The organism is Streptomyces sp. HSW2009 (assembly GCF_040240285.1).
Taxonomy (GTDB): Bacteria; Actinomycetota; Actinomycetes; order Streptomycetales; family Streptomycetaceae; genus Streptomyces.
In genome coordinates this window covers 12,581-37,038 of record NZ_JBEHZD010000008.1, presented here as the reverse complement: position 1 = coordinate 37,038, position 24,458 = coordinate 12,581, and the positions used below count along the sequence as shown (strand labels likewise).

At 71.8% G+C, this 24,458-nt stretch carries 18 protein-coding genes and 1 tRNA gene; 12 read left to right on the top strand and 7 right to left on the bottom strand.

Features of this window, described 5'->3' with window-relative positions:
• The first annotated feature begins 193 nt into the window (after positions 1 to 193).
• The 3 genes from AAHZ94_RS01320 (at position 194) to AAHZ94_RS01310 (ending at position 5,224) form a co-directional block, all read left to right on the top strand.
• Positions 194 to 511: a hypothetical protein gene (locus AAHZ94_RS01320; protein WP_349989948.1), complete on the top strand. Its 318-nt coding sequence runs from the start codon at positions 194 to 196 to the stop codon at positions 509 to 511.
• On the top strand, positions 508 to 1,029 hold the full coding sequence (locus AAHZ94_RS01315; protein WP_349989947.1) for an NUDIX hydrolase: 522 nt from the start codon (positions 508 to 510) through the stop codon (positions 1,027 to 1,029). The genes AAHZ94_RS01320 and AAHZ94_RS01315 overlap by 4 nt, the downstream gene beginning before the upstream one ends.
• Before the next feature lie 415 nt (positions 1,030 to 1,444).
• Positions 1,445 to 5,224 carry a hypothetical protein gene (locus AAHZ94_RS01310; RefSeq protein ID WP_349989946.1) on the top strand — a complete coding sequence of 1,260 codons (3,780 nt, stop codon included), beginning with the start codon at positions 1,445 to 1,447 and terminating at the stop codon, positions 5,222 to 5,224.
• Between the two features lie 321 nt (positions 5,225 to 5,545).
• Here the strand turns inward: AAHZ94_RS01310 and AAHZ94_RS01305 are convergent, their stop codons facing one another.
• From AAHZ94_RS01305 to AAHZ94_RS01290, 4 genes are all read right to left on the bottom strand, one after another.
• Complete coding sequence (locus AAHZ94_RS01305; protein ID WP_349989945.1) at positions 5,546 to 6,595, bottom strand: tetratricopeptide repeat protein; 1,050 nt, start codon at positions 6,593 to 6,595, stop codon at positions 5,546 to 5,548.
• A 14-nt stretch (positions 6,596 to 6,609) separates the two neighbouring features.
• Complete coding sequence (locus AAHZ94_RS01300) at positions 6,610 to 8,016, bottom strand: ATP-binding protein (protein WP_349989944.1); 1,407 nt, start codon at positions 8,014 to 8,016, stop codon at positions 6,610 to 6,612.
• A gap of 326 nt (positions 8,017 to 8,342) precedes the next feature.
• Entirely contained in the window at positions 8,343 to 9,230 is an 888-nt protein-coding gene (locus tag AAHZ94_RS01295; protein ID WP_349989943.1) for an SDR family NAD(P)-dependent oxidoreductase, read from the bottom strand.
• A 32-nt stretch (positions 9,231 to 9,262) separates the two neighbouring features.
• On the bottom strand, positions 9,263 to 10,861 hold the full coding sequence (locus tag AAHZ94_RS01290) for an MFS transporter (protein WP_349989942.1): 1,599 nt from the start codon (positions 10,859 to 10,861) through the stop codon (positions 9,263 to 9,265).
• Positions 10,862 to 11,643: 782 nt separating this feature from the next.
• Here AAHZ94_RS01290 and AAHZ94_RS01285 point away from each other — a divergent pair.
• Positions 11,644 to 12,138 carry a MarR family winged helix-turn-helix transcriptional regulator gene (locus AAHZ94_RS01285; protein ID WP_349989941.1) on the top strand — a complete coding sequence of 165 codons (495 nt, stop codon included), beginning with the start codon at positions 11,644 to 11,646 and terminating at the stop codon, positions 12,136 to 12,138.
• 368 nt (positions 12,139 to 12,506) lie between these two features.
• Here AAHZ94_RS01285 and AAHZ94_RS01280 read toward each other — a convergent pair whose 3' ends face one another.
• Both AAHZ94_RS01280 and AAHZ94_RS01275 read right to left on the bottom strand, forming a co-directional pair.
• On the bottom strand, positions 12,507 to 13,244 hold the full coding sequence (locus AAHZ94_RS01280; RefSeq protein ID WP_349989940.1) for a hypothetical protein: 738 nt from the start codon (positions 13,242 to 13,244) through the stop codon (positions 12,507 to 12,509).
• Positions 13,234 to 13,419, bottom strand: coding sequence for a hypothetical protein (locus AAHZ94_RS01275; RefSeq protein ID WP_349989939.1), 186 nt, complete (start codon positions 13,417 to 13,419; stop codon positions 13,234 to 13,236). The genes AAHZ94_RS01280 and AAHZ94_RS01275 overlap by 11 nt, the downstream gene beginning before the upstream one ends.
• 256 nt (positions 13,420 to 13,675) lie before the next feature.
• Here AAHZ94_RS01275 and AAHZ94_RS01270 point away from each other — a divergent pair, with 256 nt between their 5' ends.
• Complete coding sequence (locus AAHZ94_RS01270) at positions 13,676 to 13,909, top strand: hypothetical protein (RefSeq protein WP_349989938.1); 234 nt, start codon at positions 13,676 to 13,678, stop codon at positions 13,907 to 13,909.
• Between the two features lie 133 nt (positions 13,910 to 14,042).
• Here AAHZ94_RS01270 and AAHZ94_RS01265 read toward each other — a convergent pair.
• Positions 14,043 to 14,114, bottom strand: a tRNA-Arg gene (locus AAHZ94_RS01265).
• A gap of 246 nt (positions 14,115 to 14,360) precedes the next feature.
• On the opposite strand from AAHZ94_RS01265, the gene AAHZ94_RS01260 reads away from it, so the two are divergent.
• From AAHZ94_RS01260 to rho, 7 genes are all read left to right on the top strand, one after another.
• Entirely contained in the window at positions 14,361 to 14,831 is a 471-nt protein-coding gene (locus tag AAHZ94_RS01260; protein ID WP_349989937.1) for a response regulator, read from the top strand.
• Between the two features lie 225 nt (positions 14,832 to 15,056).
• Positions 15,057 to 16,361: an ArgS-related anticodon-binding protein NrtL gene (gene nrtL, locus AAHZ94_RS01255; protein WP_349989936.1), complete on the top strand. Its 1,305-nt coding sequence runs from the start codon at positions 15,057 to 15,059 to the stop codon at positions 16,359 to 16,361.
• A gap of 30 nt (positions 16,362 to 16,391) precedes the next feature.
• Positions 16,392 to 17,783, top strand: a complete 1,392-nt coding sequence (gene lysA, locus AAHZ94_RS01250) for a diaminopimelate decarboxylase (protein ID WP_349989935.1) — start codon at positions 16,392 to 16,394, stop codon at positions 17,781 to 17,783.
• 160 nt (positions 17,784 to 17,943) lie between these two features.
• Positions 17,944 to 19,236 carry a homoserine dehydrogenase gene (locus tag AAHZ94_RS01245; protein ID WP_349989934.1) on the top strand — a complete coding sequence of 431 codons (1,293 nt, stop codon included), beginning with the start codon at positions 17,944 to 17,946 and terminating at the stop codon, positions 19,234 to 19,236.
• An 8-nt stretch (positions 19,237 to 19,244) separates the two neighbouring features.
• Positions 19,245 to 20,399: a threonine synthase gene (gene thrC, locus AAHZ94_RS01240; protein ID WP_349989933.1), complete on the top strand. Its 1,155-nt coding sequence runs from the start codon at positions 19,245 to 19,247 to the stop codon at positions 20,397 to 20,399.
• Between the two features lie 333 nt (positions 20,400 to 20,732).
• Entirely contained in the window at positions 20,733 to 21,647 is a 915-nt protein-coding gene (gene thrB, locus AAHZ94_RS01235) for a homoserine kinase (RefSeq protein WP_349989932.1), read from the top strand.
• Positions 21,648 to 22,053: 406 nt separating this feature from the next.
• Complete coding sequence (rho, locus tag AAHZ94_RS01230) at positions 22,054 to 24,111, top strand: transcription termination factor Rho (RefSeq protein WP_349989931.1); 2,058 nt, start codon at positions 22,054 to 22,056, stop codon at positions 24,109 to 24,111.
• Positions 24,112 to 24,458 lie beyond the last annotated feature (347 nt).

Sequence of the window (24,458 nt, the reverse complement as noted above, 5' to 3'; positions counted from 1 at the left end):
AGACAGTCATGCGCCAGATTACGCCCGAAGGAACCGACAGGGGCAGGGTCGATGCGACCAGCAGCCCCGGAGACGTCCTGACCTGGCCCCCCTGCCAGTGCGGGGACAAGGACCGTTGCCCGGAACTCCGCCCCAAGGCCACTCGGCCCCTCAATCTGTACGGCGACTCCGTTGCCGTGACGGGGGGCGAGGCATGAGGGACGACGGCACTCACCGCGTCCTGATCATGGGTACCCCGCTGCGCTTCTTCCTCAGCTTCGGCGAGGACGGCACGTGGTCACCCGTCACGGACGTTGAGTTCCACGACGCGTACCAGGAGTCGATGTTCGACCCCGACGCGCTACGCAGCAACGTCCTGTGCCCCAACCGCCTTCGCGCGGAGTACGAGACCGTCGAGGGTTGGTGCTGGTCGGACGGCCGGGCCGCGTACGGGCTGATGACCCTCGATGGCCGGGCGCCGCAGGCGTGCGCCGGGTTGCAATCCCTGACCCACGGAGGCGAAGCCGCGTGAAACTCGTACACCCCCTGAACGCGGTCAAGCCCGCGAACCCGCCCCGCGAGGTGTGGGTGTTCTTGCTGATCCGCTGCCCGGTCGAGAACCCGAAGTACTTCGCGCCGCTCGGGATGTGGCCGCGTGTGCTCCAGGTCGTACGGGACGGGTGGGCCTGCCCGCCGGGTGTCGTCGTGCAACCGGGGGAGGCGATCGTCGACGCCGCCCGTCGGGTGGCTGACGCATTGGGCATCCGGTTGCCGAAGGGGGCCGCCCTGCTCGCTGTGGATCAGCAACCCGCCATCGATGGCGAGCAAGACGAAGAAATTGCTTTCGTCTTCGATGGCGGTAGCGCTGCCGAGGACGCCTTCGCCGATCTGCCCCGCGATCAGGTCGAAGTCGAGTGGTCGGCCGTGGAGAACCTGGAGCGCGTCGCGCTCGTGCACGCTCTCCGTACGCGGCTGCTTGCTGTCGAGCCGCCCGTGTTGGTCGAGGGGATGCCGCTGCCCGAGCCCAGGCGGGGGGAGGGGACCGCTTAGGTCGGGTCCCCGACCTTGGGGCCGCCGGGTGCGTGGGTGTGCCCGGCGGGGTCGGTCGGGGTGGGGCGGGCCGGCGTTCGCCGTGCGGCAGCCGCCCGTGCGCGAGCCGTCGAGGGTTCGCCCCGCCCGCCGCCCCCCGCCGAGGGGGCGCGCGTCGTCAGGAGCCGCCATGCCGATGAATGACTGCATATGTCGCTAGCTATCCGGATATGCATGTTCGGCGAGCCGGCGGAGCCGATCGAGCAACGTGGTGCCCCTTCCCGACTCCCCGACTCCCCGGCCTCCCGGTCATTCGGCTTTTCGGCATTCAGCGGTTCAGTAATTCGACATTTCTACATTTCGATAGTTCGACATTTCAACGTTGCGGCATGGGGTGCTTTCGGTCTTTGCCTCCAGCGGCAGGAGGGAGATCCGAATGGGTACACCGGCGCCCGACGAGACGGGCCCGGCCAGCGCCACGCATGCGCAGGCCCTGGACGTGATGATGCAGGACGTGCTCCAGGCGGTGGGCGTCCCGGTCGACGCCGCGTCCGCCCGCCCCATCGCCCCCTTCTACGCCCGCAGCCCGGCCGCGGCCGGCGGCGCGCGCTCACCCGCGGGCGCCGGGCCCACCAGCGCCGGGCCCACCGACGCCCGCGGCCCCACCGGCACTGGCCCCACTGGCACCGAACCCATCAGCACCAAGCCCATCAGCACCGAGCCCCCGGGCGTGCCTCCGGCCGGGGACCCGCAACCACAGGCAATCGTGATCACCTCGGCAGACGGCCTGCCGCGCAGCGCCCTGCACGTGGTGCGCGACCCGCGGGCCCCGCTCGGCTGGCGGGTGGTTCCGCTCGACCTCGGGGCCGGTGTCGAACCGGCCGAAGTCGTCGTCGTACGCCACCCGCTGCGCTGCGTGGTGCTGGACGCCGCGGGCGCGCTGCACGCCTGCGCGTTCGATCCGGAGCGCGGTGGTTTCGGCCCGGCCCGACGGCTAACGGCTGACGACGGCACCCGCTGGGAGGAACTGCGCTCCGACGGCGGGGGGCTGGCCTACGCGCGGGCCCGCGCGCGAGACGGGGCCGACGCACGGCACGGGACCCACACCCAAGACGAGGTCGACGCACTGCACGGGGCCCACGCCCGAGACGGGGCCGAAGCGCAGCACGGGGCCGCCCGCTACTCCCTGCTCCGCGCGGCAGGAGCGCAGGAAGCGGAGTTCCCCGGTGCGGGTCGCGGCAGCGTACTGGTGGACGTCGAACGGGGCGACGGCCCGTACGCCTACGCCGCACGGGTGATCCCGAACGACGCGTACCCCGTACGCGTGCAGTGGCGCAGCGAGGACGGGGCGCGGAGCGGGCAGGTGCGGCTCGCCGACGAGGACGGCAAGCGGGCGCGGCAACTCGTGGCGCTGTACCCGGACGGCGCGGGGGTGCTGGTCCTCGTCGTGAACCGGGACGGTTCCTTCTCCTGCGCCCGGATCGACGACAGCGCGTGTGGCACGGGGCGGCTCGTGGCGGCGCCCGTACCGCCGATGCCGGTGGCCGTGGAGTTCGCCGACGTCGTCCCGCACCGCAGCCGGGAACCTTACGGCGGGGCCGAACGTGATGTCCGGGACGTGTACGCGCTGGACGCGGCGCAGCGGCTGTGGGTGCTGCGCGAGAGCCGGACGGCGCCGGGGCGTTGGCTGCCGCCGGTGCCCGGCGACCGGGAGGTCGGCCGCATCGCCGGCGCCGGCCGGGAGCACGGGGAGCGGGACGCCGCGCGGTTCTCCTGCCACCGCGACGGCCCGCTCCGGCGGCTCCACGTCCACCAGGCGCGTACGCGGCGCTGGCGCGCTGTGGAGGTGCGGCTGCCCGCCACGGCCGGCGAGGCGTACACCGCCGACTTCCACCACGTGGAGGTGAGCGTCTTCGACGCGGTCGGCTCCCCGCTGCCGCTGCACGAGGTCAGCCTCGCCAGCGCCGCGCACGCCGGCGACTGTGAGGTCTACTGGCGGCGGCCCGGGGTGCCGGGCGCCGAACCGACGCTGCACACGCTGACCGCACGGCCGCAGCCGTTCCTGACCGACCACGCGGGGGTGCTGCGGTTCATGGTCCGGGCCACCACGCTGGCCAGGTCGGAGCTGGTGCTGGCGGACGCGGCCGGGGTCCGGGTGATCGTGCTCCGCCCCGGCACCAAGACGCTCGCGTACCTCGCCGGTACGGGCGCCCTGCGCGAGAGCGACGCCCGGGGGCGGCTGCCGGGGTTCGATACCGAGGGGGTGGCGCTTGGCGGCCTCGCCACGGGCGTCGACCCCGGCCGGCTCGCCCGTACCGCCGGCACCATGGGGGCGATCGCCCGGCGCGCGCTGGCGGTACCGGGCGCCCCGTCCGACGTGCACGCGTCCCCCAGTACGGGCACGGCGAGCGTCAGCACGGCCACGGTGCTCGCCAGCACGGGCGCGGAGGGCGATGTCGAGGGCGGCGGCGCCGCTCCGGCTGGCGCCGGGGCAGATGCGGGTGGGGGAGGGGACCCGCTCCTCTTCGGCGACCTGTGGTTCGGGGTGGAGCGCGGCGCGGTCGACGTGGGTGGCTGGGCCGCGGACGGGGCGGGCTGGGTGGCGACCGAACTGGCGCTCGCGGGGCGGGCGGTGACGGGGCCGGGGCCCGCGGGGCGGCCCGGCGCCCCCGGCGTCCGGTTGCCCGGGCGGGGCCTGGAGGAGAGCGGGCGGGCGCTGGGCGCGTGCTTCGCCGGTGTCGGCGTCCCCGCCAGGGAGGCGATCGGCTGGCTGAGCACGTCGACCGACTGGAGGGCCGTGTGGGAGGCGAAGGTGGCGCTCCAGGAGGCCATGCGGCTCTCCCGAAAGGTGCTGGGCCCCGACGGGTTCGCGCGCCTTGACCGGGCCGTTGACGCCTGGCTCGACGCGCGGGAGGAGGACGCTGACCGGCTGCTCGACGCGTTGGCGCACGGCGTGCTCAAGGACAAGTCGTTCCAGACGGGCATCGCCCTCGTCGTGCCCCACCCGGTGGTCTTCGAGGCACTCAACGACCCGATCACCGGCTGGCTGGAGGAACGGCTCCAGCGGTACGGCCCGCTGACCTTCCCCGCGCCCCGGCTCGACCCGGCGGCCGAGCAGGCGTTCGCCGCCGACTTCGCCGCGGTCAGCGACCGCATCATGGGCCACCTGCACACCCTGTGGAGGGCGGTCGGCGACCTCGTCGGCAATCCGCGGCAGGTGTACGGCCAGGACCTCGCCCGCCTGCTGGCCGCGGCCAAGGAGAGCCTGCGGGAGGTCATGGGGTGCGTACGGGAGGTCGTACACAGCCTGCTGCGGGTCGTGGACGCCGCCGTGGAAGCGGTCGTCAGCGTGCTGAACACCGCGCTGGACACCACATCGGGCGGGCCCAACCTCACCCCACTGTGGCAACTTGCCGCGCGCGTTGCGGGGCGCGACGAGGACGACCTGCCGACCGTCGGCGGCCTCCTCGCGCTCACCGCCGCCTACCCCGCGACCGTCGCGTACAAGGTCGCCACCGGGGACGCGCGGGCCAGCCTGTTCCCCGGCGGGGTCTGGCCCTTCCACACCCCCGACGGAGCCGGGGGCCGGGCTGGGGGTCAGGCCGGGGGCGAAGACGGGGGCGAAGTCGGGGGCCGGGCCGGGAGCGAACAGGCCCTGGCACTAGGCGTGTTGACCAGCATGAGTACGTGCTGCCTGGCGTTCGCGCAACCCGGTGTCGACCTGTGGGCCCCGCGCGACCCGGGCCAGCCGCTGTTGCGCCACTTCCACGCCGGCGTCCTGGCGTCGAGCCTGGCGGTGCTCGCGGCGGGCTTCGGCGACTGGACGCTGGCCACCGTCCCCGCTGAGCGCGTCCCGTACCAGGTGCTCGGGGAGGTCATCGCAGGGCTCGGCAGCCTGCTCGCCCTACTGGACGACGACACGCCGGCGGCCCGAACCCTGAACCAGGCGGCGCCCGTCACCACCACGCTGGCGGCGGTGTGCGCACTCCCGCTGGTGGCACAGGCGTGGGAGGCCGGCCACCTCGCAACGGGCCCCGACGAGTGGGCCGCGGCCCTCGGCCCGCTGGGCCCGCTCTTCGCCTTCCTCGCCCTCCCCGAGTTCGCGACGGCAGCGGATGCGCGGGTGCGGGTGCGGGTGCCTGCGGCGCATGCGGCGATTGACCTGGGGGCGCATGTGGCGGCGGCCATTCCCCAACTTGTCGCTGCTTTGGGGTGATTGTTCTTTCCGGCCGTGCCTGGCACAGACCTTAAGGATGCCGATATCACCGGCCAGGAGCTGTCCGAGCGGTGTGGCGGCAACCCGCGAAGACGAGCCCAACCCTGGGGCAACCCCGCAGGGGTTGCCCGTACGAGCAACCCACCCGTACGAGCAACCCACCCAACGCGGTCAACCCACCCCACCCAAGCAACCCCCACAAGCAACCCACCCACACAGGCACCCACTCCACCCCACACGAGTACCCCACCCCACCCAAGCAACCCCCACAAACCCTCAGCAGCCCCTAACCCCGGAGCCCCCAGCCCCAACCCCCGCCCCCTAAATCTGCTTCCTCCGGTCGAACCACATCGTGGCGAGCGTGGGGGCCAGGCCCGTCCAGAAGAGGGCCTGTGGCACCGTCCGCTCCGTCCACGGGACCTCCGCGATCAGCAGGCCGCACAGCAGCGCCAGACCCGCCTGGGCCAGCACCACCTTCGCCCACTTCCCGCGCCGCAGCACGGAGCGCACGTTGAGTTGGACGCCGGCGCGCAGCCGCTGGTAGCGGCGGGCCGCGCCGAACGCCCAGATCGCGGCCATCACCACCAGCACCCACAGCCGCGTACCCAGCGGCACCGGCAACTCCGGCGCCTCCCCCTCCTCGGGGAACAGGTTCACCATCGCGCCCGCCGCCAGCAGACAGATCAGCGCCAGCCACCGCGTGCCGCGCAGCAACCGGTACGTGGCGTGGTCGAGTCCGCTGGTCAGCGACGTCGACGTGGGCACGGCGGCGAGCGCCCCCGCATACAGTTCGGCCGCGTCGGCGGCCCGTACCCCGGGCGCGTTCGCCGCCTTCGCCGTCTGCTGCTCCAGGGCGAGCGAATGCGTCGGGTCGATGCGCAGGATGTGCCGCTCGACCTGGTCCATCGCGGCCCGGTCCCCGGCCACCGCGGCGACCTTCCACAGCGTCATGTACGGGCCGACCGTCTCCGGCGCCAGCCGCACCGCCTCCTCGGCCAGCCCCACCCCCTCCTGGAACCGCTCCTGGCGCGGCGGAATGCACAGCAACTCCGCGGTCAGCGCGTAACCGCCCCACCACTGCGGACTGAGCGCCATCGTCCGGCGCGCCGCCTGCTCTGACTCCTCGCGCCGGTTCAGCGAGCGCAGCACGTAGCCGCGCAGCAGCGTCGCGTCCGCGCTCTCCGGCGCGAGCGCCAGCGCCTGATCGACCGAGTGCAGCGCCTCCGCATCGGCGTCGGTACGGAACTGGCAGCGCGCCATGAGCGTCCAGGCGGCCACGTCCGCGGGGTCCTCGGCCAGCCGGCGCGCCAACAGCTTCTGGGCGTCCGCGTACCGCTCCAGGTCGAACAGCGCATCCGCCTGCGCCGTCATTGCATGCAGGGTGCTCACAGCTTCCGCTTCCGCTTCAGGTACGCCACCAGATCGTCGTACGAGCCGCCCTCGTTGGCGTACATGGCCACGTTGCGCGCGGTGGCGAACCACGGCTCCGTCGAGGGCACCACGGCCTTGGCCGCGCGCGTCAGATCGGTCATGTTGATCATTCGGACGGTGCCGGTACGGGCCGAGTCGAGCAGCGCCTGTTCGGCCGCCGCCTCGCACACGTGGGCCAGATCGGCGCCGGACAGGCCGTCCGTCAGCTTCGCCAACTTGGCCACGTCCACCGATTCGATCGGCCGGTCCTTCAGGTGGTAGCGCAAGATCGCCTCGCGCGCGGGCGCGTCGGGCGGCAGCACCAGGATCGTCCGGTCGAGCCGCCCGGGCCGGCGCAGCGCGATGTCCACGTCCCAGGGCACATTGGTGGCGGCCAGCACGAACACGCCCTCGTTGGCGTTGGCGTCCACCCCGTCCAGCTCCATCAGGAGTTGGTTGACGGTGTTGCGCATGCCGCTGTTCCCGGTACGGCTGCGCTTGCCGCCGAGCGCGTCCAACTCGTCCAGGAACACCACGCACGGGGCCTGCCGGCGCGCCGTCTGGAAGATCTCGTGCATGTTCCGCTCGGAGTTGCCGATCCACATGTCGAGCACGTCGTTGACCGAGACGGACAGGAAGTTCGCCCCGAGCTCACCGGCGACGGCCCGCGCGATGAACGTCTTGCCGCAGCCGGGCGGCCCGTACAGCAGCAGCCCGCCGCGCAGGCTCTTCCCGTACAGCCGGCGCAGCTCCGGATTGCGCAACGGGGCCAGGAACGCGGCTTCGAGCCGCTCCTTGACCTCGTGCATGCCGCCCACGTCCGCCAGCCGTACGGTGCCGGGCGCGGCCACCTCCCAGGCGTCCGCGTCGCCGGCGTCGCCGCTGCCGTCCACGGTCAGCGGCGCCTCCACGAACCGCGGCGGGACGACGCCCCCCACCTCGTTCTCGGCGGCCTGCCAGTCGAAGCCGCCCGGCGGGCGGCCGGGGGCGTCGGCCGGGGTGACTGCGCCTGCGGGCGGGGCGGTTGGCGGCGGGGTGGCTGGGGTGGTCGGGCCGGCCGGTGGGGTGGTCGGTGCGCCTGGCGCGGTCGGCGGGGCGGCCGACGGGGCGGTGGCGCCCGTGGGCATTCCGCTTCCGGATTGGTGGGCCGGGGCCGGGGCGGCGGTGGCGGGGGCCGGTGGGGCGATGGCCCGGGCCATCAACGCGCGCGCCTGCGCGTGGTCGGGCGCGTGCTGCAAGGCCACGGCGCCCTCGGCCACGGCCGCGCCCTGCTGGCCCTCGCCGAGCAACAACTCGGCGAGGTGCAGCCGCAGCGCCACGTCACCGGGCGCGGCCTGCACGGCGGCCCGCATGCTCTGTATCAGGGGTGACTCCTCGGACATGCGCCCACCCTATGTAGCCCCCACCCAGCGTCAGCCGGCCGCCCGGCCGCCATCGACCGGGGTGGGGACGGAGCGGGTGGGCGGGGAGCGGGCGGGGCGGAGCCGACGGGGCGGGCCGCGGGGCCGTCGCGGACCGGGGGACGGGGCGCGGCCCCCGCCACATACGCGCACACCACGACCTTCCACGCCACGCGCACGCGTACGCGCGAGGGGCGGGGCCCGCAGAGACCGCCACCGCGCCGGACCACCCACGTCCACGCGCACGCGTACGCACGCACGCACGCACGTGCACACCCGCCTCCCCGGGCCGCCGGCCCCGCCGACCCCTACGCGGGCAACATCGCCCGCCGTCCCGGCGCCGCGGACGACTGCATCGTCATCCCGCCGTCCACCACCAGGAGTTGTCCGGTCAGATAGCGCGACTCGTCCGAGGCGAGGAAGACCATGGCGTGCCCGATGTCCTCCGGCGCGCCCAGGTACGGCAGCGCATTGCCGCGCTTGAGGTCGGCGATGACGCCAGGCGGCAGGTTGTTCTCCAGCGCGGGGGTCATGACGGCGCCCGGCGCGATGGAGTTGCACCGCACGCCCTGCGGCCCGTACTGCACGGCGATCGACTTGGTCACGCTGACCACAGCCGCCTTCACCGCCCCGTACGCGGTCTGGAGGACGTCACCCACCAGCGCGGCGACCGAGGCCGTGTTGATGATCGAGCCGCCCCCGGCCCGCACCAGGTGCGGGATCGCGTACCGGGAACCGAGCAGCGTGCTGCGCACGTTGCGCGCCACGGCCCGGTCGAACTCGTCCAGGTCCATCCGCAACAGGTCCAGGTCCCGCCGCGGATCGGTCCCGCCGACGTGGTTGCAGAGGACGTGGAGCGCGCCGAACTCGGCCACGGCGGCCTCCACCATGGCGGCGATCGACGCCTCGTCCGTGACGTCCACGGTGACGGCGAGTGCCTGCCCGCCGCCGGCCCGCACCAGCCGCACGGTCTCCGCGGCCCCCGCGGAATCGAAGTCGGCCACCACGACCCGCGCCCCCTGCCGGCTCATCAACACGGCCGCGGCCCGCCCGATCCCACTCCCCGCACCGGTGACGACCGAAACCTTCCCGGCCAACCGCGCCCCACCCGCGGGGCCGGTGCGGAGGGTGTCCGCGCGGTATGCGACGTGCTCTTCCCGTTCTCCGTGTTCTCCGTGTTCCATGTGCTCTTCCATGACGTGCGGTCCTTCCGTCGTACGGGGCTGGGTCACCGGGCTTCGGTGCTGGTGGGGGCGGTCGGGGTGCCGGGGGAGTTGGGGGCGCCGGAGTTGGGGGCGCCGGGGTTACGCGCTGCGCTGGACGTACCCGAAGTGCTGGAGGTACGCGCTGCACTGGACGTACGGGAGGTGTCGGCCGGGCTGCCGGCCGCCGCGCCGGGACCGTCCGCCTCGCGCGTACCACCGATCCCATCCGTACGCCGTACGCGCGGTATCGCGAGCGTGAGCAACAACCCCACGGCGGCTGCGCCCATCGCCACCCCGTAGGTGACGCGGAACCCGTTCTCGGTCGGCACCTCGGCCGGGCCGAGCCGCAGCGTCATGTTCGACAGGATCGCGGCCATCACGGCGCTGGAGGTGGAGGTGCCGATGGAGCGCATGAGGGCGTTGACCCCGTTGGCCGAGGCCGTCTCGGTGACCGGCACGGCGTCCATGATCAGCGCGGGCATGGCGGCGTACGCGATGCCGACGCCACCACTGACGATCACCGCGGTGACCACGATCTGCCACACCTCGGCCATCAGGAACAGCCCCACCGCGTACCCGAGACCGATGACGGCCACGCCGATCAGCAGCGAGGTGCGGGCCCCGTGCCGGGCGGTGATCCGCGTCGAAACCGGTGACAGGGCCATCATCACCAGCCCGCCGGGCGCCAGTGCGAGCCCCGCCATCAGCGTGGACTGGCCGAGCCCGTACCCCGTGGCCGCCGGCGACTGGAGCAGTTGCGGCAGCGTCAGCGACATCGCGTACATCGCGAAGCCCACCAAGACGGAAGCCAGGTTGGTGAACAGCACCGGCCGCCGCACGGTCACCCGCAGGTCGACCAACGGGTGCGCGACGCGCATCTCGTACGCGGCCCACCCCACCAGGACGAGCACACTGGCGGCGAACAGCCCCAGCGTGGTGCCGCTGGTCCAACCCCAGTCACCCCCCTTGGTCACCGGCAACAACAGCCCCACCAGACCCCCGGCGAGCCCGATCGCACCCGGGGTGTCGAACCGCTCGACGGCCCGGCTCGGCGGCGCCGGCAACAACGCGACGACCAGCGCGAGACAGAGCGCCCCGAGTCCGGCGGCGAGCCAGAACAGCACGTGCCAGTCGGCGTTCTCCACGATGGCGGCGGACAGCGGCAGGCCGATCGCCCCGCCGACCCCCAGACTCGCGCTGACCAGCGCGACGGCCCCGCCGACGCGCGGCGCGGGCAGGGTGTCCCGCAACATGCTGATGCCCACCGGAATCACGCCGGTGGCCAGCCCCTGCAACACCCGCCCGACGATCACCGGAACCAGCCCGTCGGACACGGCACACAGCACGGAACCCGCGACGAGCGCGACCAGACTGCCGATGAGGACCTTGCGCTTGCCGTACATGTCACCGAGCCGCCCGGCGATGGGCGTCACGACGGCGGCGGCGAGCAGGGTGGCGGTGATCACCCAGGACGCGTCGGAAGCGGAGGCGTCCAACAGGCTCGGCAACATCGGAATGATCGGCACGACGAGCGTCTGCATGAGCGACACCACGACGCCGCTGAGCGCAATCACAGCGGTCACCGCGCCGGGCCCCACCGCACGGGGGGAGGTGGCTGACAACGTAAGAGCTCCTTGACCGGACCGGCGCCCGCGCGGCGCCGATGACGTGAGGTTTGAGGGGAACAAGCCGACGAAGGCGCGCCCTGCTGCCGGCCCTGCTGCCGGGCTGACCCCGACACGACACCGCGGCCCCGAACGGCGGCCCCGGGGGGACATGGGGTGTGCACGGGGGTGGGGTCGGTCGGTGCCCGGTGTGTACGAGCACGGGGCGTGGTGCGCGGCGCACGGCGTGCGCGAACGCGGGGCACGGTGTGCATGAGCATCATGCATACGATATGCACGATACACATGACATGCATAATGAACAATCCCCGCGGGTGCGGGGCGTCCGGCTGGGCTGTGTGTATGAGTGCGCAGGGTGTGCGGTCCGCGCGGGATACGCGGGATACGCGCGGTGTCGGGCTTGGGGCTACGGGTGCTTGGGGTCTGCGGGGGTTAGGGATCGCGGACGCTTGGGCGCCACGGGCACTCGGGCCTGACGTGTGCTTGGGCCTCGCGGGGGCTTGCCGTCCACGGGTGCGCGGGGGCCGGAGGTGTGGGGGCCCGGGGGGTATGGGGCGCGGCGGTGCGGGGGTCGAAAGGCCGGGGAGCAGCCACTCCATAGGCGGGAGCCGTCCCAGGGGAGGGAGGGGCAACCACATCCCACGAGGGAGTCACTCCTCACCCCCACAGGCGCCCGGCCCCATCCCCCCCCCACACACACACACAGGCGCCCGGCCCCTCCCCAACGCAAGGCACCATGATGAAGAGAACCGAGGCGGAAAGAGACCGAGGGCAAGGGCATGACCGACGAAGAACACCGGCTGAGCGACCTGGAACGAGAGCTGACCCTGCTCTCCCGCCACTTCGTCGCCTCGAAGGGCCCCCGCATCGGCCATACCCTGGACCGCTCGGCGTACGTCCTCCTCACCCGCCTGGAAGCGGGCGACCCGCTCACCCTGAAGGAACTGGCCCACACCTTCCAGGTGGCCGTCTCCACCATCAACCGCCAGGTCAGCGCCATGCTCAAGAACGGCCTGGTAGAACGCATCCCCGACCCCGCAGGCGGCCTGGCCCGAAAGTTCCGCCCCACCCCCCTGGGCCTGGAACGCCTAGCAGCCGACCGAACGATCAGCCTCGCCGGCACCACCCGCCTCATCAAGGCCACCGGCTGGCCCCCCGAAAAGACCGCCCAATTCCTCACCCTGCTCATCGAGTTCAACCAGAGCATCGAACAACTGGAGGGCCTGGCTTGGGAGCGCGACGGGAACGCGGGAAACCCCACGGGCGAGCACTGAACCGAGCCGGCACACCCCTCCCCGAACACTCGGACCCTCGAACACTCGGGGCTATCCCGCGACGCTGCCGCAGCTTGAGGCTTCGGTGAGAAGCGGTCCCTGCGGGAGCGGGGCTGACCCTCCGGGCCTGCGACCGGGTGCACCATCGCGCCATACGCCCCGCACCGGCGGGGTTGCTCCGGGCGGAGTGATGTGGCCGTTCACACCTGAGTGGTGGTCCCTGCGGGAGCGGGGCGGGGGCGGCTGCTCGCGGAAGGCAAGGCATTTCCGCCGGTATCGACGGTGGTGGCGTAGCGCTTTACGTCAAGGCCGCAAAGGCCCCGAAGGGGGCGGCGGGCCGGGCAGCGGTCGGAACCGCAGAGTGCGGGTCACGGCCAGTAGAGGCGGGAGTCCTTCTGCTGGGGTTCCATGCCCTTCGGCGGCTCTACGGAATAGCCCATCTCTCGAAGGGCATCTGCTGCGGATTCGTGAGCATCGCGAACTGCGGACTTGAGTTGCACGACCCGCCACTGCCTGAGGTGCCGGTCGAGGACGCCTTCCCAGTCATCTGCAACGTCGATGGCGAACTCGCGGATGAGGAGCAGCAGGACGTCTTCAAGTGCTGGCCGCAATCGGTGGCCACCCACCGGTAGGTGCATCTCGGACAGGCGAGGTAGCTTCCGTTTCCGCATCTTCGCTGCTGGCCGACCCTTCTTCTTCTCGGCCAGGCGAAGGAGGTAGGCCATCTCGTCCCTGTGGGCATGCACTTGCAGGTGAGCGCCTGGAGGCGTCTGTGAGTGGCGTAGGTACTCGTAACGAAACAACGGGTCCTGTACGCCCTCGAAGTAGACGTGCACATCGGCGCGGTCGGCCGCGAGGTACTTGCTTGGCCCGTCCCAGCAGCAGAAGTGCTGAACATGGAGGCTGATGCACTGCTCGCCGTCAATCTTCACGGGTATGCGCATGCTGCGCCCGTCGGCGGCCAGTGGCGCAACGCGGATGCGGTCGCCCACGTTGAGTGCAGAGAAGCGCGGAGAGCCCTGGCCTAGGACTCCCCGCGTCAGATCTGTCAGAGTGTCGGCGAACTCAGCCGCCTTGTCATTAAGCGTAACCTTTTCAGCACTCACCGTTGAGAAGGTAGTCGATGCCTTCGATGGTGTGCCAAACGTCGAGTTCATCGCTGCTCAGGCTGTAGCTCTCGGCGCGGTCCCGCAGCTCCTCGAAGGTCATGTGTACCTCCGCGAGCAGGCGTTCTCGCTGAGCCCGGAGCTCCACTGGCGTCGTGCTGATCATGGTGGTCATAGGGGTGCTCCCTCATGGTGGTCAGAAGCAAAGTCAAGCAGGCACCTCTGACACTCGACGCTACGTGCTGCGCGACGGTGGGCCAAGTGGGCGTCCGTCACGCAATGTGTCTGGCGAGGGCGTCATGTAGCGAAGTAGCGGGTGGTGGAGGAGTTGATGCGCTGATTAGCGGGAGTGAGCCGAGAGTGAGCGCCAGGAACCGCGAAAAGGGGTGACGGCTGCTGCACAGACCTGTGCGGCAGTGGGCTCCTGAGCCGTGCGTGACTCACGCACTCCTCGCGCAGAAAAGCCCTACGACGGCCGCGCGACCGGCATCACCGACTGGCTCCGCTCCGGGCTGCCCGTGGCCGAGGTGACCCGACGCGCGGGCACGTCCCCGGAGGTCATCGACCGCCACTACGCGGGGGTGATCGACAACAGCGAGGCGGAGGACAACAAGAAGATCGAAAAGACGATGGGGTGGACGGGGAGCGACGCCGGCGCGGCCTAGGAGCCGTGTCGGAGGTGTGTCGCGAACGCTGGGAGACAGTGAGAAAGGGCGGGAGTCAGTGAGACTGACTCCCGCCCTTTTCTGTCGGCATTCGCCCTGGTCAGAACCTGGTTTCAGGTAGTTGACCGGCGAGTGCCCCCGGCAGGATTCGAACCTGCGCACACGGCTCCGGAGGCCGTTGCTCTATCCCCTGAGCTACGGGGGCGTGTCTGCCGTCTTGCTTGGCGACGGGTAGAACACTACCAGCTCGTGAGGGGTGGCCATGAACGCGTTTCTCGGGTGGGACGGGGCGGGGTGTGGTGGGGTGTTCCGGGGGGTTGGCGGGGAGGTTCGGTGGGCTTTTAGCGCATCCGTTGTGTTCCGTGGGGAGGCTCGGCGAAACGTCCCCCGCACGTGGCGGAAGTGGGCAAAACCCGGACGCAGCCGGAGTCGCCCGCCTACGCTTCGAGATGTGCCTGGCGTGTCCGGCCGGGTCCTTGTCGTCGACGACAACAAGGTCATCCGGCAGCTAATCAGGGTCAACCTTGAGCTTGAGGGGTTCGAGGTCGTGACCGCGGCTGATGGTGTCGAGTGCCTGGAGATCGTGCATCGCGTGCGGCCCGACGTGGTCACTCTTGACGTGTCGATGCCCCGTCTCAACGGGTTGCGGACCGCTGCTCGATTGCGGGATGACGTACGTACTCGGCACATCCCCCTCGCCATCGTCAGCGCCTGTACGCAGTCGGATGTCGACAGTGGACAGTCCGCTGGCGTCGATGCCTTCCTTGCGAAACCCTTCGAGCCCGCCGAGCTGGTGCGGCTCGTACGACAACTCGTGCGGCAGTCTGCCGGCCATGAGGTCGGGGAGGACGGTGACGACGACGGCGGTCCGGGATCTGGGCCGTCTGAAGGCGCCGAGCCCGTCGTCCGGCCCGGTGGCTGAGCAGCCGTAGCTGGCGAACTGCTGAGTCGCGACGCCGAGCCGCAGCAGAGCCGGGCCGACGGCCGTCCCGCGTCGGTCGATGGATCGGGTGTCGGCCGGCCGTGGGAGCGGTCGGCGCTCGGAGCGGCGTCGTGGGGGTGACCGGTTCCGGCCCGGGCGGCCGGTTCCGCCCGCGATGCGAAACCCGTTCGCAAAGCCGCCCCCTTTCTCCCATACGCTTGCCCCGTGACCCCCGCGCAGCTCTCCCGCACCGTCGTGCACGCCGTGCGTTCGGCCGTTCAGGCCGGTGAGCTGACCTTGCCCGCGGACGAGCTGGCGCGCTGGGAGCTGGCCGCCGGAGACGGGTCGCGGCCGGGCGTCGTACGGGTTCCCGCCAAGGCCGGTCGGGGGGACTTCTCCTCGCCGATCGCGCTGCGGCTCGCCGCCGCATCGGGTCGTACGCCGCGCGAGGTCGCGGACGTCCTACGGCGCCGCCTCGTACGCGAACCCGGCATCGCCCGGGTCGACCTGGCCGGACCGGGCTTCCTCAACATCACCGTGGCGGACGCCGCCCACGCCGGGCTCGTACGGGACGTCATCGCACAGGGCGACGCGTACGGGCGGGGGCACGGGTTGGACGGGGTGCGATTGCGGTTGCGGCATGCGCCCGGGGCGCGGGCCGAGCTCTGGGCCGAGACCGTCGAGCGGCTGGCCACTGCCTGCGGCGCCGAGCCCGCAACGCGCCCGGCGGACGCGGGTACGGATGTGGGGGGCGGGGCGGTTCTCCCTTGTGCGTCTCTCTCCCGTGCGTCCGGCGACGCCTCGTACGAAGACGCCCTCGACGGCGACCTCGATTCCGCGCCGGGACCTGGCTCCCCAACCGAACTCGGCTCCCCGCCTGGACCCGGCTCCGGGCCACCCCTCGCCCGGGCCCACGGGGCCCGTGAGCGCGCAGTGGACTTCGTCGTGCGTGAGCCCGGGATCGGGGCCGCGGAGCTGGTGGCCTCGCTCGGGCGGGACGGTGCGCGGTGGGCCCTGCTGCGGGCCGCCGCGCACGACCTGCCGGTCTGCGATCCGGCCGTCGTCCTCGCCCAGCGCGAGAGCAACCCGCTCTTCCGCGTGCAGTACGCCCACGCCCGGGTCCGCGCCCTGCTGCGCAACGGCCGTGACCTGGGCATTCTTCCCTCGCCTGAGACCGGGGCCGAGGCCGAGCCCGATGGCGTACGAGCCGATGGCGTACGAAGCGACGACGTACGGGCCGTACGAACCGGTGCCGTACGGCCCGACACCACGCTGCTCGCGCTCCTGGCCGACTTCCCGCGGGTGGTGGAGGACGCCGCGCGGCGAGCGGCACCGGACCGGGTGGCGCGGGAGCTGGTGGCCGTCGCCGACGCCTTCTTCCGGTTCCACGACGGAGCGCCGCCGCTGCCGTGCGGCGAGGAGAAACCCTCGGCCGTGCACCGCGACCGGCTGGCCACCGCCGAGGCCACCGGAACGGTGCTGACCAACGGCCTGACCCTGCTCGGCATCTCCGCACCCGTCCACCTGTGAACCGCTGTAGCCGTAGGAGACCTGACCACCATGAGCCGATCCGCTCACCCCGCCGGACCCCGCCACGGTGACGTGCTGCCCGAGGGGCACTACTTCGCGCCGCCCGCCGACCTCAACGCGCTCGACCCGAAGGTGTGGGCGCGCACCGTCGACCGGACCGACGAAGGGTCGGTCACCGTGGGCGGGCTCGACGTGCGGGCGCTGGCCGAGGAGTTCGGCACGCCCGCGTACGTGCTGGACGAGAGCGACTTCCGGGCCCGCTGCCGGGCCTGGCGGGACGCGTTCGGCGGCGAGGCCGACGTGTTCTACGCCGGCAAGGCGTTCCTCTCCCGGGCCGTGGTGCGCTGGTTGCACGAGGAGGGCCTCAACCTCGACGTGTGTTCCGGTGGCGAGCTGGCCACGGCCCTCTCGGCCGGGATGCCCGCCGAGCGCATCGCGCTGCACGGCAACAACAAGTCGATCGCCGAGATCGAGCGGGCCGTCGAAGCCGGCGTCGGGCGCATCGTGCTCGACTCGTTCCAGGAGATCGTGCGGGTGGCGCACGTCGCCGAGCGGCTCGGCAAGCGGCAGCGCGTACAGATCCGGGTGACGGTCGGCGTCGAGGCACACACCCACGAGTTCATCGCCACCGCGCACGAGGACCAGAAGTTCGGCATCGCGCTCGCCGGTGGCCGGGCGGCCGAGGCGGTGCGGCGGGCGCTCAAGCTGGACGGTCTCGAACTCGTCGGCATCCACTCGCACATCGGCTCGCAGATCTTCGACATGGCCGGCTTCGAGGTCTCCGCGCGGCGCGTCGTGCAACTGCTGGCCGAGGTCCGCGACGAGCACGGCGTCGAACTGCCCGAGATCGACCTCGGCGGCGGCCTGGGCATCGCGTACACCTCGGACGACGACCCGCGCGAGCCGCAGGAGATCGCCGTCGCGCTGAGCCGCATCGTCACCCGCGAGTGCGAGGCCGCCGGGCTCGCCGTGCCGCGGATCTCGGTCGAGCCGGGGCGCGCCATCGTCGGGCCGACCGCGTTCACGCTGTACGAGGTCGGCACCGTCAAGGAGCTCGACGGGCTGCGTACGTACATCAGTGTCGACGGCGGCATGTCGGACAACATCCGTACCGCGCTCTACGACGCCGAGTACTCCGTCGCCCTGGTCTCGCGGTCATCGGACGCCGATCCGATGCTGGTGCGGGTGGTGGGCAAGCACTGTGAGTCGGGCGACATCGTCGTACGGGACGCGTTCTTGCCCGCCGACGTCGCGCCGGGCGATCTGATCGCGGTGCCCGCCACCGGGGCCTACTGCCGCTCGATGGCCAGCAACTACAACCACGCGCTCCGGCCGCCGGTGGTCGCCGTGCAGGACGGGGCGGCGCGGGCCATTGTGCGTCGGGAAACCGAAGAGGACCTGATGCGGCTCGACGTCGGGTGACAATTGGGGGACCGGCGGGCGGTTCGCGCGCGGCGCGCAGCCGCGCGTGCCGGTAGACGAAATAGACATCTCGGATACTGGACGGGTGGCGGAATCTCCCGTCCAGTGAGTGAGACTGGTGCCGACGTATGTGCGGTCGATGCAGAGGAAACGAGGTCGGATGATGCGTACGCGTCCGTTGAAGGTGGCGCTGCTGGGCTGTGGTGTGGTCGGCTCAGAGGTGGCGCGCATCATGACGACGCACGCGGACGACCTCACGGCGCGCATCGGAGCGCCGGTGGAGCTGGCCGGGATCGCGGTGCGCCGCCCCGGCCGGGTGCGCGCCGGCGTACCGGCCGAGCTCATCACCACCGACGCGATGGCGCTGGTCAAACGCGGTGACATCGATGTGGTCATCGAGGTCATCGGCGGCATCGAACCGGCCAGGTCGCTGATCACCACCGCCTTCGAATCCGGCGCCAGCGTCGTCTCCGCCAACAAGGCGCTGCTCGCCGAGGACGGCGCCGCGCTGCACGCCGCCGCCGAGGAGCACGGCGCCGACCTCTACTACGAGGCGGCCGTGGCCGGCGCCATCCCGTTGGTGCGGCCGTTGCGCGAGTCGCTGGCCGGGGACACCGTCAACCGGGTGCTCGGCATCGTCAACGGCACCACCAACTTCATCCTCGACAAGATGGACAGCAGCGGTGCCGGGTACTCCGAGGCCCTGGACGAGGCGACGGCGCTCGGCTATGCCGAGGCCGACCCGACCGCGGACGTCGAGGGCTTCGACGCCGCGGCCAAGGCCGCCATCCTGGCCGGCATCGCCTTCCACACCCGGGTGCGCCTGGACGACGTGCACCGCGAGGGGCTGACCGAGGTCACCGCCGCCGACATCGCATCCGCAAAGCGCAGGGGGTGCACCGTCAAGCTCCTCGCGATCTGCGAGCGGGCGAACGACGGCCGCTCGGTCACCGCGCGGGTGCACCCGGCGATGATCCCGCTCAGCCACCCGCTGGCCTCGGTCCGCGAGGCGTACAACGCGGTCTTCGTGGAGGCCGAGGCCGCCGGGCAGCTCATGTTCTACGGGCCCGGCGCCGGTGGCGCGCCCACCGCGTCGGCCGTGCTCGGCGACCTCGTCGCCGCCTGCCGGAACAAGCTCGCGGGCACCACGGGCCCCGGCGAGTCCGCGTACACGCGGCTGCCCGTCAGCCCCATGGGCGAGGTGGTCACGCGCTACCACATCAGCCTCGACGTCGCCGACAAGCCGGGTGTCCTCGCGCAGGTCGCCCTGGTCTTCGCCGAGCACGGCGTCTCCATCGACACCGTCCGCCAGCAGGGCAAGGACGGTGAGGCGTCACTGGTCGTGGTGACGCACCGGGCGCCGGATGCGGCGCTCTCGGCCACCGTGGAGACGCTTCGGCAGCTCGACACGGTCCGCGGTGTCGCGAGCATCATGCGGGTTGAAGGGGAGTAACGAAAGCAATGACCGCAAACATCAGCGCTCGGCAGGGCACCCACCAGTGGCGCGGGGTCATCGAGGAGTACCGGGACCGGCTGCCGGTCGGCGAGCACACCCCGATCGTCACCCTCCGCGAGGGCGGCACGCCGCTCGTCCCCGCCCAGGTGCTCTCCGAGCGCACGGGATGTGAGGTTCATCTCAAGGTCGAGGGCGCGAACCCGACCGGGTCCTTCAAGGACCGCGGCATGACGATGGCCATCACGCACGCCAAGGAGGCCGGCGCCCAGGCCGTCATCTGCGCCTCCACCGGCAACACCTCGGCCTCGGCCGCTGCGTACGCGGTACGGGCCGGCATGGTCTGCGCCGTCCTGGTGCCGCAGGGCAAGATCGCGCTCGGCAAGATGGGCCAGGCCCTGGTGCACGGCTCGCGCATCCTCCAGGTCGACGGCAACTTCGACGACTGCCTCACGCTGGCCCGCGAGCTGTCCGAGAAGTACCCGGTCGCGCTGGTGAATTCGGTCAACCCGTCCCGGATTGAGGGGCAGAAGACCGCCGCGTTCGAGGTGGTCGACGCGCTCGGCGACGCCCCCGACATCCACGTACTGCCGGTCGGCAACGCGGGCAACATCACCGCCTACTGGAAGGGCTACCAGGAGTACGCGGCGCCCACCCAGCACGGCGGTGCCGTCTCCTCGCGCACGCCCCGGATGTGGGGGTTCCAGGCGTCCGGGTCCGCGCCGATCGTGCGCGGCGAGCCGGTCAAGGACCCGCACACCATCGCCACCGCGATCCGTATCGGCAACCCCGCCTCCTGGGAGCAGGCCGAGCGGGCACGCGACGAGTCGGGCGGCCTCATCGACGAGGTGACTGACCGTCACATCCTGTCCGCCTACCGGCTGCTGGCCGCCCAGGAGGGCGTCTTCGTCGAGCCCGCGTCGGCTGCCAGCGTCGCCGGACTCCTCAAGGCGGCCGAGCAGGGCCTGGTCGACCCGGGCCAGCGCATCGTGTGCACGGTGACCGGCAACGGTCTCAAGGACCCGGACTGGGCGGTGGCCGGCGCGCCGCAGCCGGTCACGGTGCCGGTGGATGCGGACGCCGCCGCCGGCCGCCTCGGGCTGGCGGAACTTCCGGTAAGCGGAGCGGCGGCCCGGGTTACGGCCAAGCGGAATACGTGTTAACTCCCTTGGCATCCGGCCGCCGAGCAGCGATAAAGGAGCGACAGAGGAGCACGGGAAGGCTCGCGACACGCATCGTGCGCCTCCCGTGCGCCCTATGTCGCCACAGAACCTTCCTTCGATAGGCTGTACTGAATCCGCCCCGTTGCAGCGCACCCGGCACAGCGCAATTCGCCTGTGTGCGGCCGTGCCGAACGGTCCGTGCGGTGTTCCCGTACTTCGCCGATCCGCCGCAGTCCCACACCGCAGCCCGCACACGTCCCGACACGTTCGCAGTAATTCGCAGCAACACCTCTCGCCCCACGTCCACAGTCACACAAGGAGAGTCATCGAGCGATGGCCGGTCCAGCGTTCCGTGCCGCCGCCGTCCGGGTGCGCACCCCCGCCACCAGCGCCAATCTCGGCCCCGGCTTCGACTCCCTGGGCCTGGCCCTGGGGCTCTACGACGACGTGGTGGTCCGCGTCGCCGACGCCGGTCTGCACATCGACATCGCCGGTGAGGGCGCGGACACCGTGCCGCGCGACGAGAACCACCTGCTCGTACGGTCCCTGCGGGCCGCCTTCGACCTGCTCGGAGGCCAGCCCCGCGGCCTGGAGCTGGTGTGCGCCAACCGGATTCCACACGGCCGCGGGCTCGGCTCCTCAGCCGCCGCCATCTGCGCGGGGATCGTGGCCGCAAGGGCGGTGACCATAGGCGGCGCCGAGCGGCTCGGAGACGAGGCCCTGCTGGAACTGGCCACCGAACTCGAAGGGCACCCGGACAACGTTGCGGCCTGTCTCTTCGGCGGATTCACGCTGTCCTGGATGGACGCAGGCGTCGCCCGGGCCATTCGGATGACACCGACGGATTCCATCGTTCCGGTGGTCTTCGTGCCCGCCCGCGCCGTGGCGACCGAGACGGCCCGCGGACTGCTCCCGCGCACCGTTCCGCACGCGGACGCGGCGGCCAACGCGGCCCGCGCCGCGCTGCTGGTCGAGGCCCTGACCAGGCGCCCCGAGCTGCTCCTCACCGCCACCGAGGACCGGCTGCACCAGGAGTACCGCACGCCCGCCATGCCCGAGAGCGTGGGCCTGGTCAACCGATTGCGCGCCGACGGCGTCCCTGCGGTCATCTCCGGTGCGGGCCCCACGGTGCTCGCGCTGGTCGAGAGCGGTGCGGCCGAGAAGGTCGCCCGCCTGGCGGGCGAGGGATGGGCGGCCAACCGGCTGGCTCTCGACGCCGTGGGCACGAGCGTCCTGCCGCTCGCCTGACGCACGGGCCCGGGGCGCCTCCCGGACCTGGCTGAAATGCGATTGCCGGACTTGGAGAGGGGGAATGTTTGTTGGAGCCGGTAGTGTTAACCTCAAGTCTGCACCTGTTGCCTTTTGGCCTTTCGCAAAGGCGCAGTGCTCACCGTCCCCCTTCGGGACCACCCTTCTTCCGGGAGCCTCCCCAACTGCCTGAGCAGCCTGCCTGAGCAGTGTTGAGCACGCTCCGGAATCGGCGTGGCGGATCTGAGTGATAGGTCTCTACCGCGCGCCGGACCCAGCACCGATCTTTCCGCCGTCCTGGCGGACCACCGCCCCGGTCAGGTCCATGCAATGCGGACCACAGCCGGACAGCACAACCGGTCGCCGAGCCAGACAGGCCGACGCCCGCTCCAGGGAAGGACCCTTCGTGAGCGACACCACCGATCTGATGGGCGTGAACGCCTCCGGCACCACCGACAGCTCTGTCGGCAGTGCCGCCGCGCCCGCCACGGACGCTGCCGCCGCGCCTGCCACCGGTGCCACTGCCAGTGCCCCGAGGCGGCGCCGTTCCGGTACCGGCCTTGACGCCATGGTCCTGGCCGAGCTCCAGCAGCTCGCCTCCAGCCTCGGCATCAAGGGCACCGCGCGGATGCGGAAGAGCCAGTTGATCGAGGTCATCAAGGAGAAGCAGGCGGGTTCGGGTGGTGCCAAGAGCACCGAGACCGCGCCCGCAGCCGAGGCGCCGGCCAAGCCCAAGCGCCGTACGACCTCCCGGGCCCGCACCGGCGAGAGTGCCGACAAGCAGGCTGAGGGGGCGGCCGAGCAGGCCCCCGCCCAGCAGCAGATCGACATCCCCGGGCAGCCGGTCAGCGACGAGGCCCCGCCCGTCGAGCGCCGCCGGCGCCGCGCCACCGCCCAGGCGGGCAGCCCGGAAGCCGGCGAGCAGCCGGCCGAGCCGCAGCCCGAGGCCCGTAGCGAAGCCAAGGCGGAGGCCCGTAACGAGGCCAAGTCCGAGGCCACGGCCGCAGCCGCCGACGGCCAGGACGGCAAGCCCGCCAAGGCCGAGCGCGCCGAGCGCGGCCAGAAGGGCGAGCGCAGAGAGCGCGGCAACCAGCGCGACCGCGGTGACCGCGGCGACCGCGAGAGCCGCCGCGGCAAGAACGACGACGGCGGCCAGGGCGGCCGTCAGCAGCGCGCGGGCCGTGGCCAGGAGCAGCAGCGGTCCGACGAGGACGGCGAGGACTTCGAGGGCGGCCGGCGCGGCCGGCGCGGGCGCTACCGCGACCGGCGTGGCCGCCGGGGCCGCGACGACTTCGGCAACGAGCCGCAGGTCGCCGACGACGACGTCCTGATCCCGGTCGCCGGCATCCTGGACATCCTCGACAACTACGCCTTCATCCGTACGTCCGGCTACCTGCCGGGGCCGAACGACGTGTACGTCTCGCTGGCCCAGGTCCGTAAGAACGGGCTGCGCAAGGGTGACCACGTCACCGGCGCGGTGCGGCAGCCGCGGGAGGGCGAGCGGCGCGAGAAGTTCAATGCGCTGGTACGGCTCGACTCCGTCAACGGCATGGCCCCTGAGACCGGCCGCGGCCGGCCCGAGTTCGGCAAGCTGACGCCGCTTTACCCGCAGGACCGGCTGCGCCTGGAGAACGAGTCCGGCGCGCTGACCACCCGGATCATCGACCTGGTGACGCCGATCGGCAAGGGCCAGCGCGGTCTGATCGTGGCCCCGCCGAAGACCGGCAAGACCATGATCATGCAGGCGATCGCCAATGCGATCACGCACAACAGCCCCGAGTGCCACCTGATGGTCGTCCTCGTCGACGAGCGGCCCGAAGAGGTCACCGACATGCAGCGGTCGGTCAAGGGCGAGGTCATCTCCTCGACCTTCGACCGCCCGGCCGAGGACCACACCACCGTCGCCGAGCTCGCCATCGAGCGGGCCAAGCGGCTGGTGGAGCTCGGGCACGACGTCGTGGTGCTGCTGGACTCCATCACGCGTCTGGGCCGTGCGTACAACCTGGCGGCGCCCGCCTCCGGCCGCATCCTCTCCGGTGGTGTGGACTCCACCGCGCGCTACCCCCCGAAGAAGTTCTTCGGCGCCGCGCGGAACATCGAGGACGGCGGCTCGCTGACCATCCTGGCCACCGCGCTGGTCGACACCGGCTCGCGGATGGACGAGGTGATCTTCGAGGAGTTCAAGGGCACCGGCAACATGGAGCTCAAGCTCGACCGCAAGCTCTCCGACAAGCGGATCTTCCCGGCGGTGGACGTGGACGCGTCCTCCACCCGTAAGGAGGAGATCCTGCTCGGCAGCGAGGAGCTGGCGATCGTCTGGAAGCTCCGTCGGGTGCTGCACGCGCTGGACTCGCAGCAGGCCATCGAGCTGCTGCTGGACAAGATGAAGCAGACCAAGTCCAACGCCGAGTTCCTGATGCAGATCGCCAAGACCACGCCCGCTCCGGGCAACGGCAACGACTGACGTCGAGCGTCGGACGCGGTGCCGCGCCCCAGTGGCGCGGGACCGGGCGTGAAGCGCCGGCTCCGCCGGTGACGTGCACGTCCCCCCTTTTCCGGGACTCAGGGCCCCTTCCGTACCAGATGGGACGGAAGGGGCCCTTCCGTCTGTCCGGGCCGCACGACGAGACCCGGCGACGGGGCGTCCTGGCCGGTCGGCGGGGCGCCGGGCTGAGATGTGGAGCACAGCGATTACCGGCCACGGCCGGCCCGGCTGATGCCGCTGATGCCGATGAAACAGCAGGTGAACGGCGTCGATACGGGCCGTGGGAGAGACCGTGCCGGCGATCAAGAGGCGATTTTTACCTGGGC

Bases quoted from the DNA above. Each gene is read 5' to 3' on its own strand.
- AAHZ94_RS01320 (WP_349989948.1), top strand. From the start codon at position 194: ATGAGGGACGACGGCACTCACCGCGTCCTGATCATGGGTACCCCGCTG.
- AAHZ94_RS01310 (WP_349989946.1), top strand. From the start codon at position 1,445: ATGGGTACACCGGCGCCCGACGAGACGGGCCCGGCCAGCGCCACGCAT.
- AAHZ94_RS01305 (WP_349989945.1), bottom strand. From the start codon at position 6,595: ATGACGGCGCAGGCGGATGCGCTGTTCGACCTGGAGCGGTACGCGGAC.
- AAHZ94_RS01300 (WP_349989944.1), bottom strand. From the start codon at position 8,016: ATGTCCGAGGAGTCACCCCTGATACAGAGCATGCGGGCCGCCGTGCAG.
- AAHZ94_RS01295 (WP_349989943.1), bottom strand. From the start codon at position 9,230: ATGGAAGAGCACATGGAACACGGAGAACACGGAGAACGGGAAGAGCAC.
- AAHZ94_RS01285 (WP_349989941.1), top strand. From the start codon at position 11,644: ATGACCGACGAAGAACACCGGCTGAGCGACCTGGAACGAGAGCTGACC.
- AAHZ94_RS01275 (WP_349989939.1), bottom strand. From the start codon at position 13,419: ATGACCACCATGATCAGCACGACGCCAGTGGAGCTCCGGGCTCAGCGA.
- lysA (WP_349989935.1), top strand. From the start codon at position 16,392: ATGAGCCGATCCGCTCACCCCGCCGGACCCCGCCACGGTGACGTGCTG.
- AAHZ94_RS01245 (WP_349989934.1), top strand. From the start codon at position 17,944: ATGATGCGTACGCGTCCGTTGAAGGTGGCGCTGCTGGGCTGTGGTGTG.
- thrC (WP_349989933.1), top strand. From the start codon at position 19,245: ATGACCGCAAACATCAGCGCTCGGCAGGGCACCCACCAGTGGCGCGGG.
- thrB (WP_349989932.1), top strand. From the start codon at position 20,733: ATGGCCGGTCCAGCGTTCCGTGCCGCCGCCGTCCGGGTGCGCACCCCC.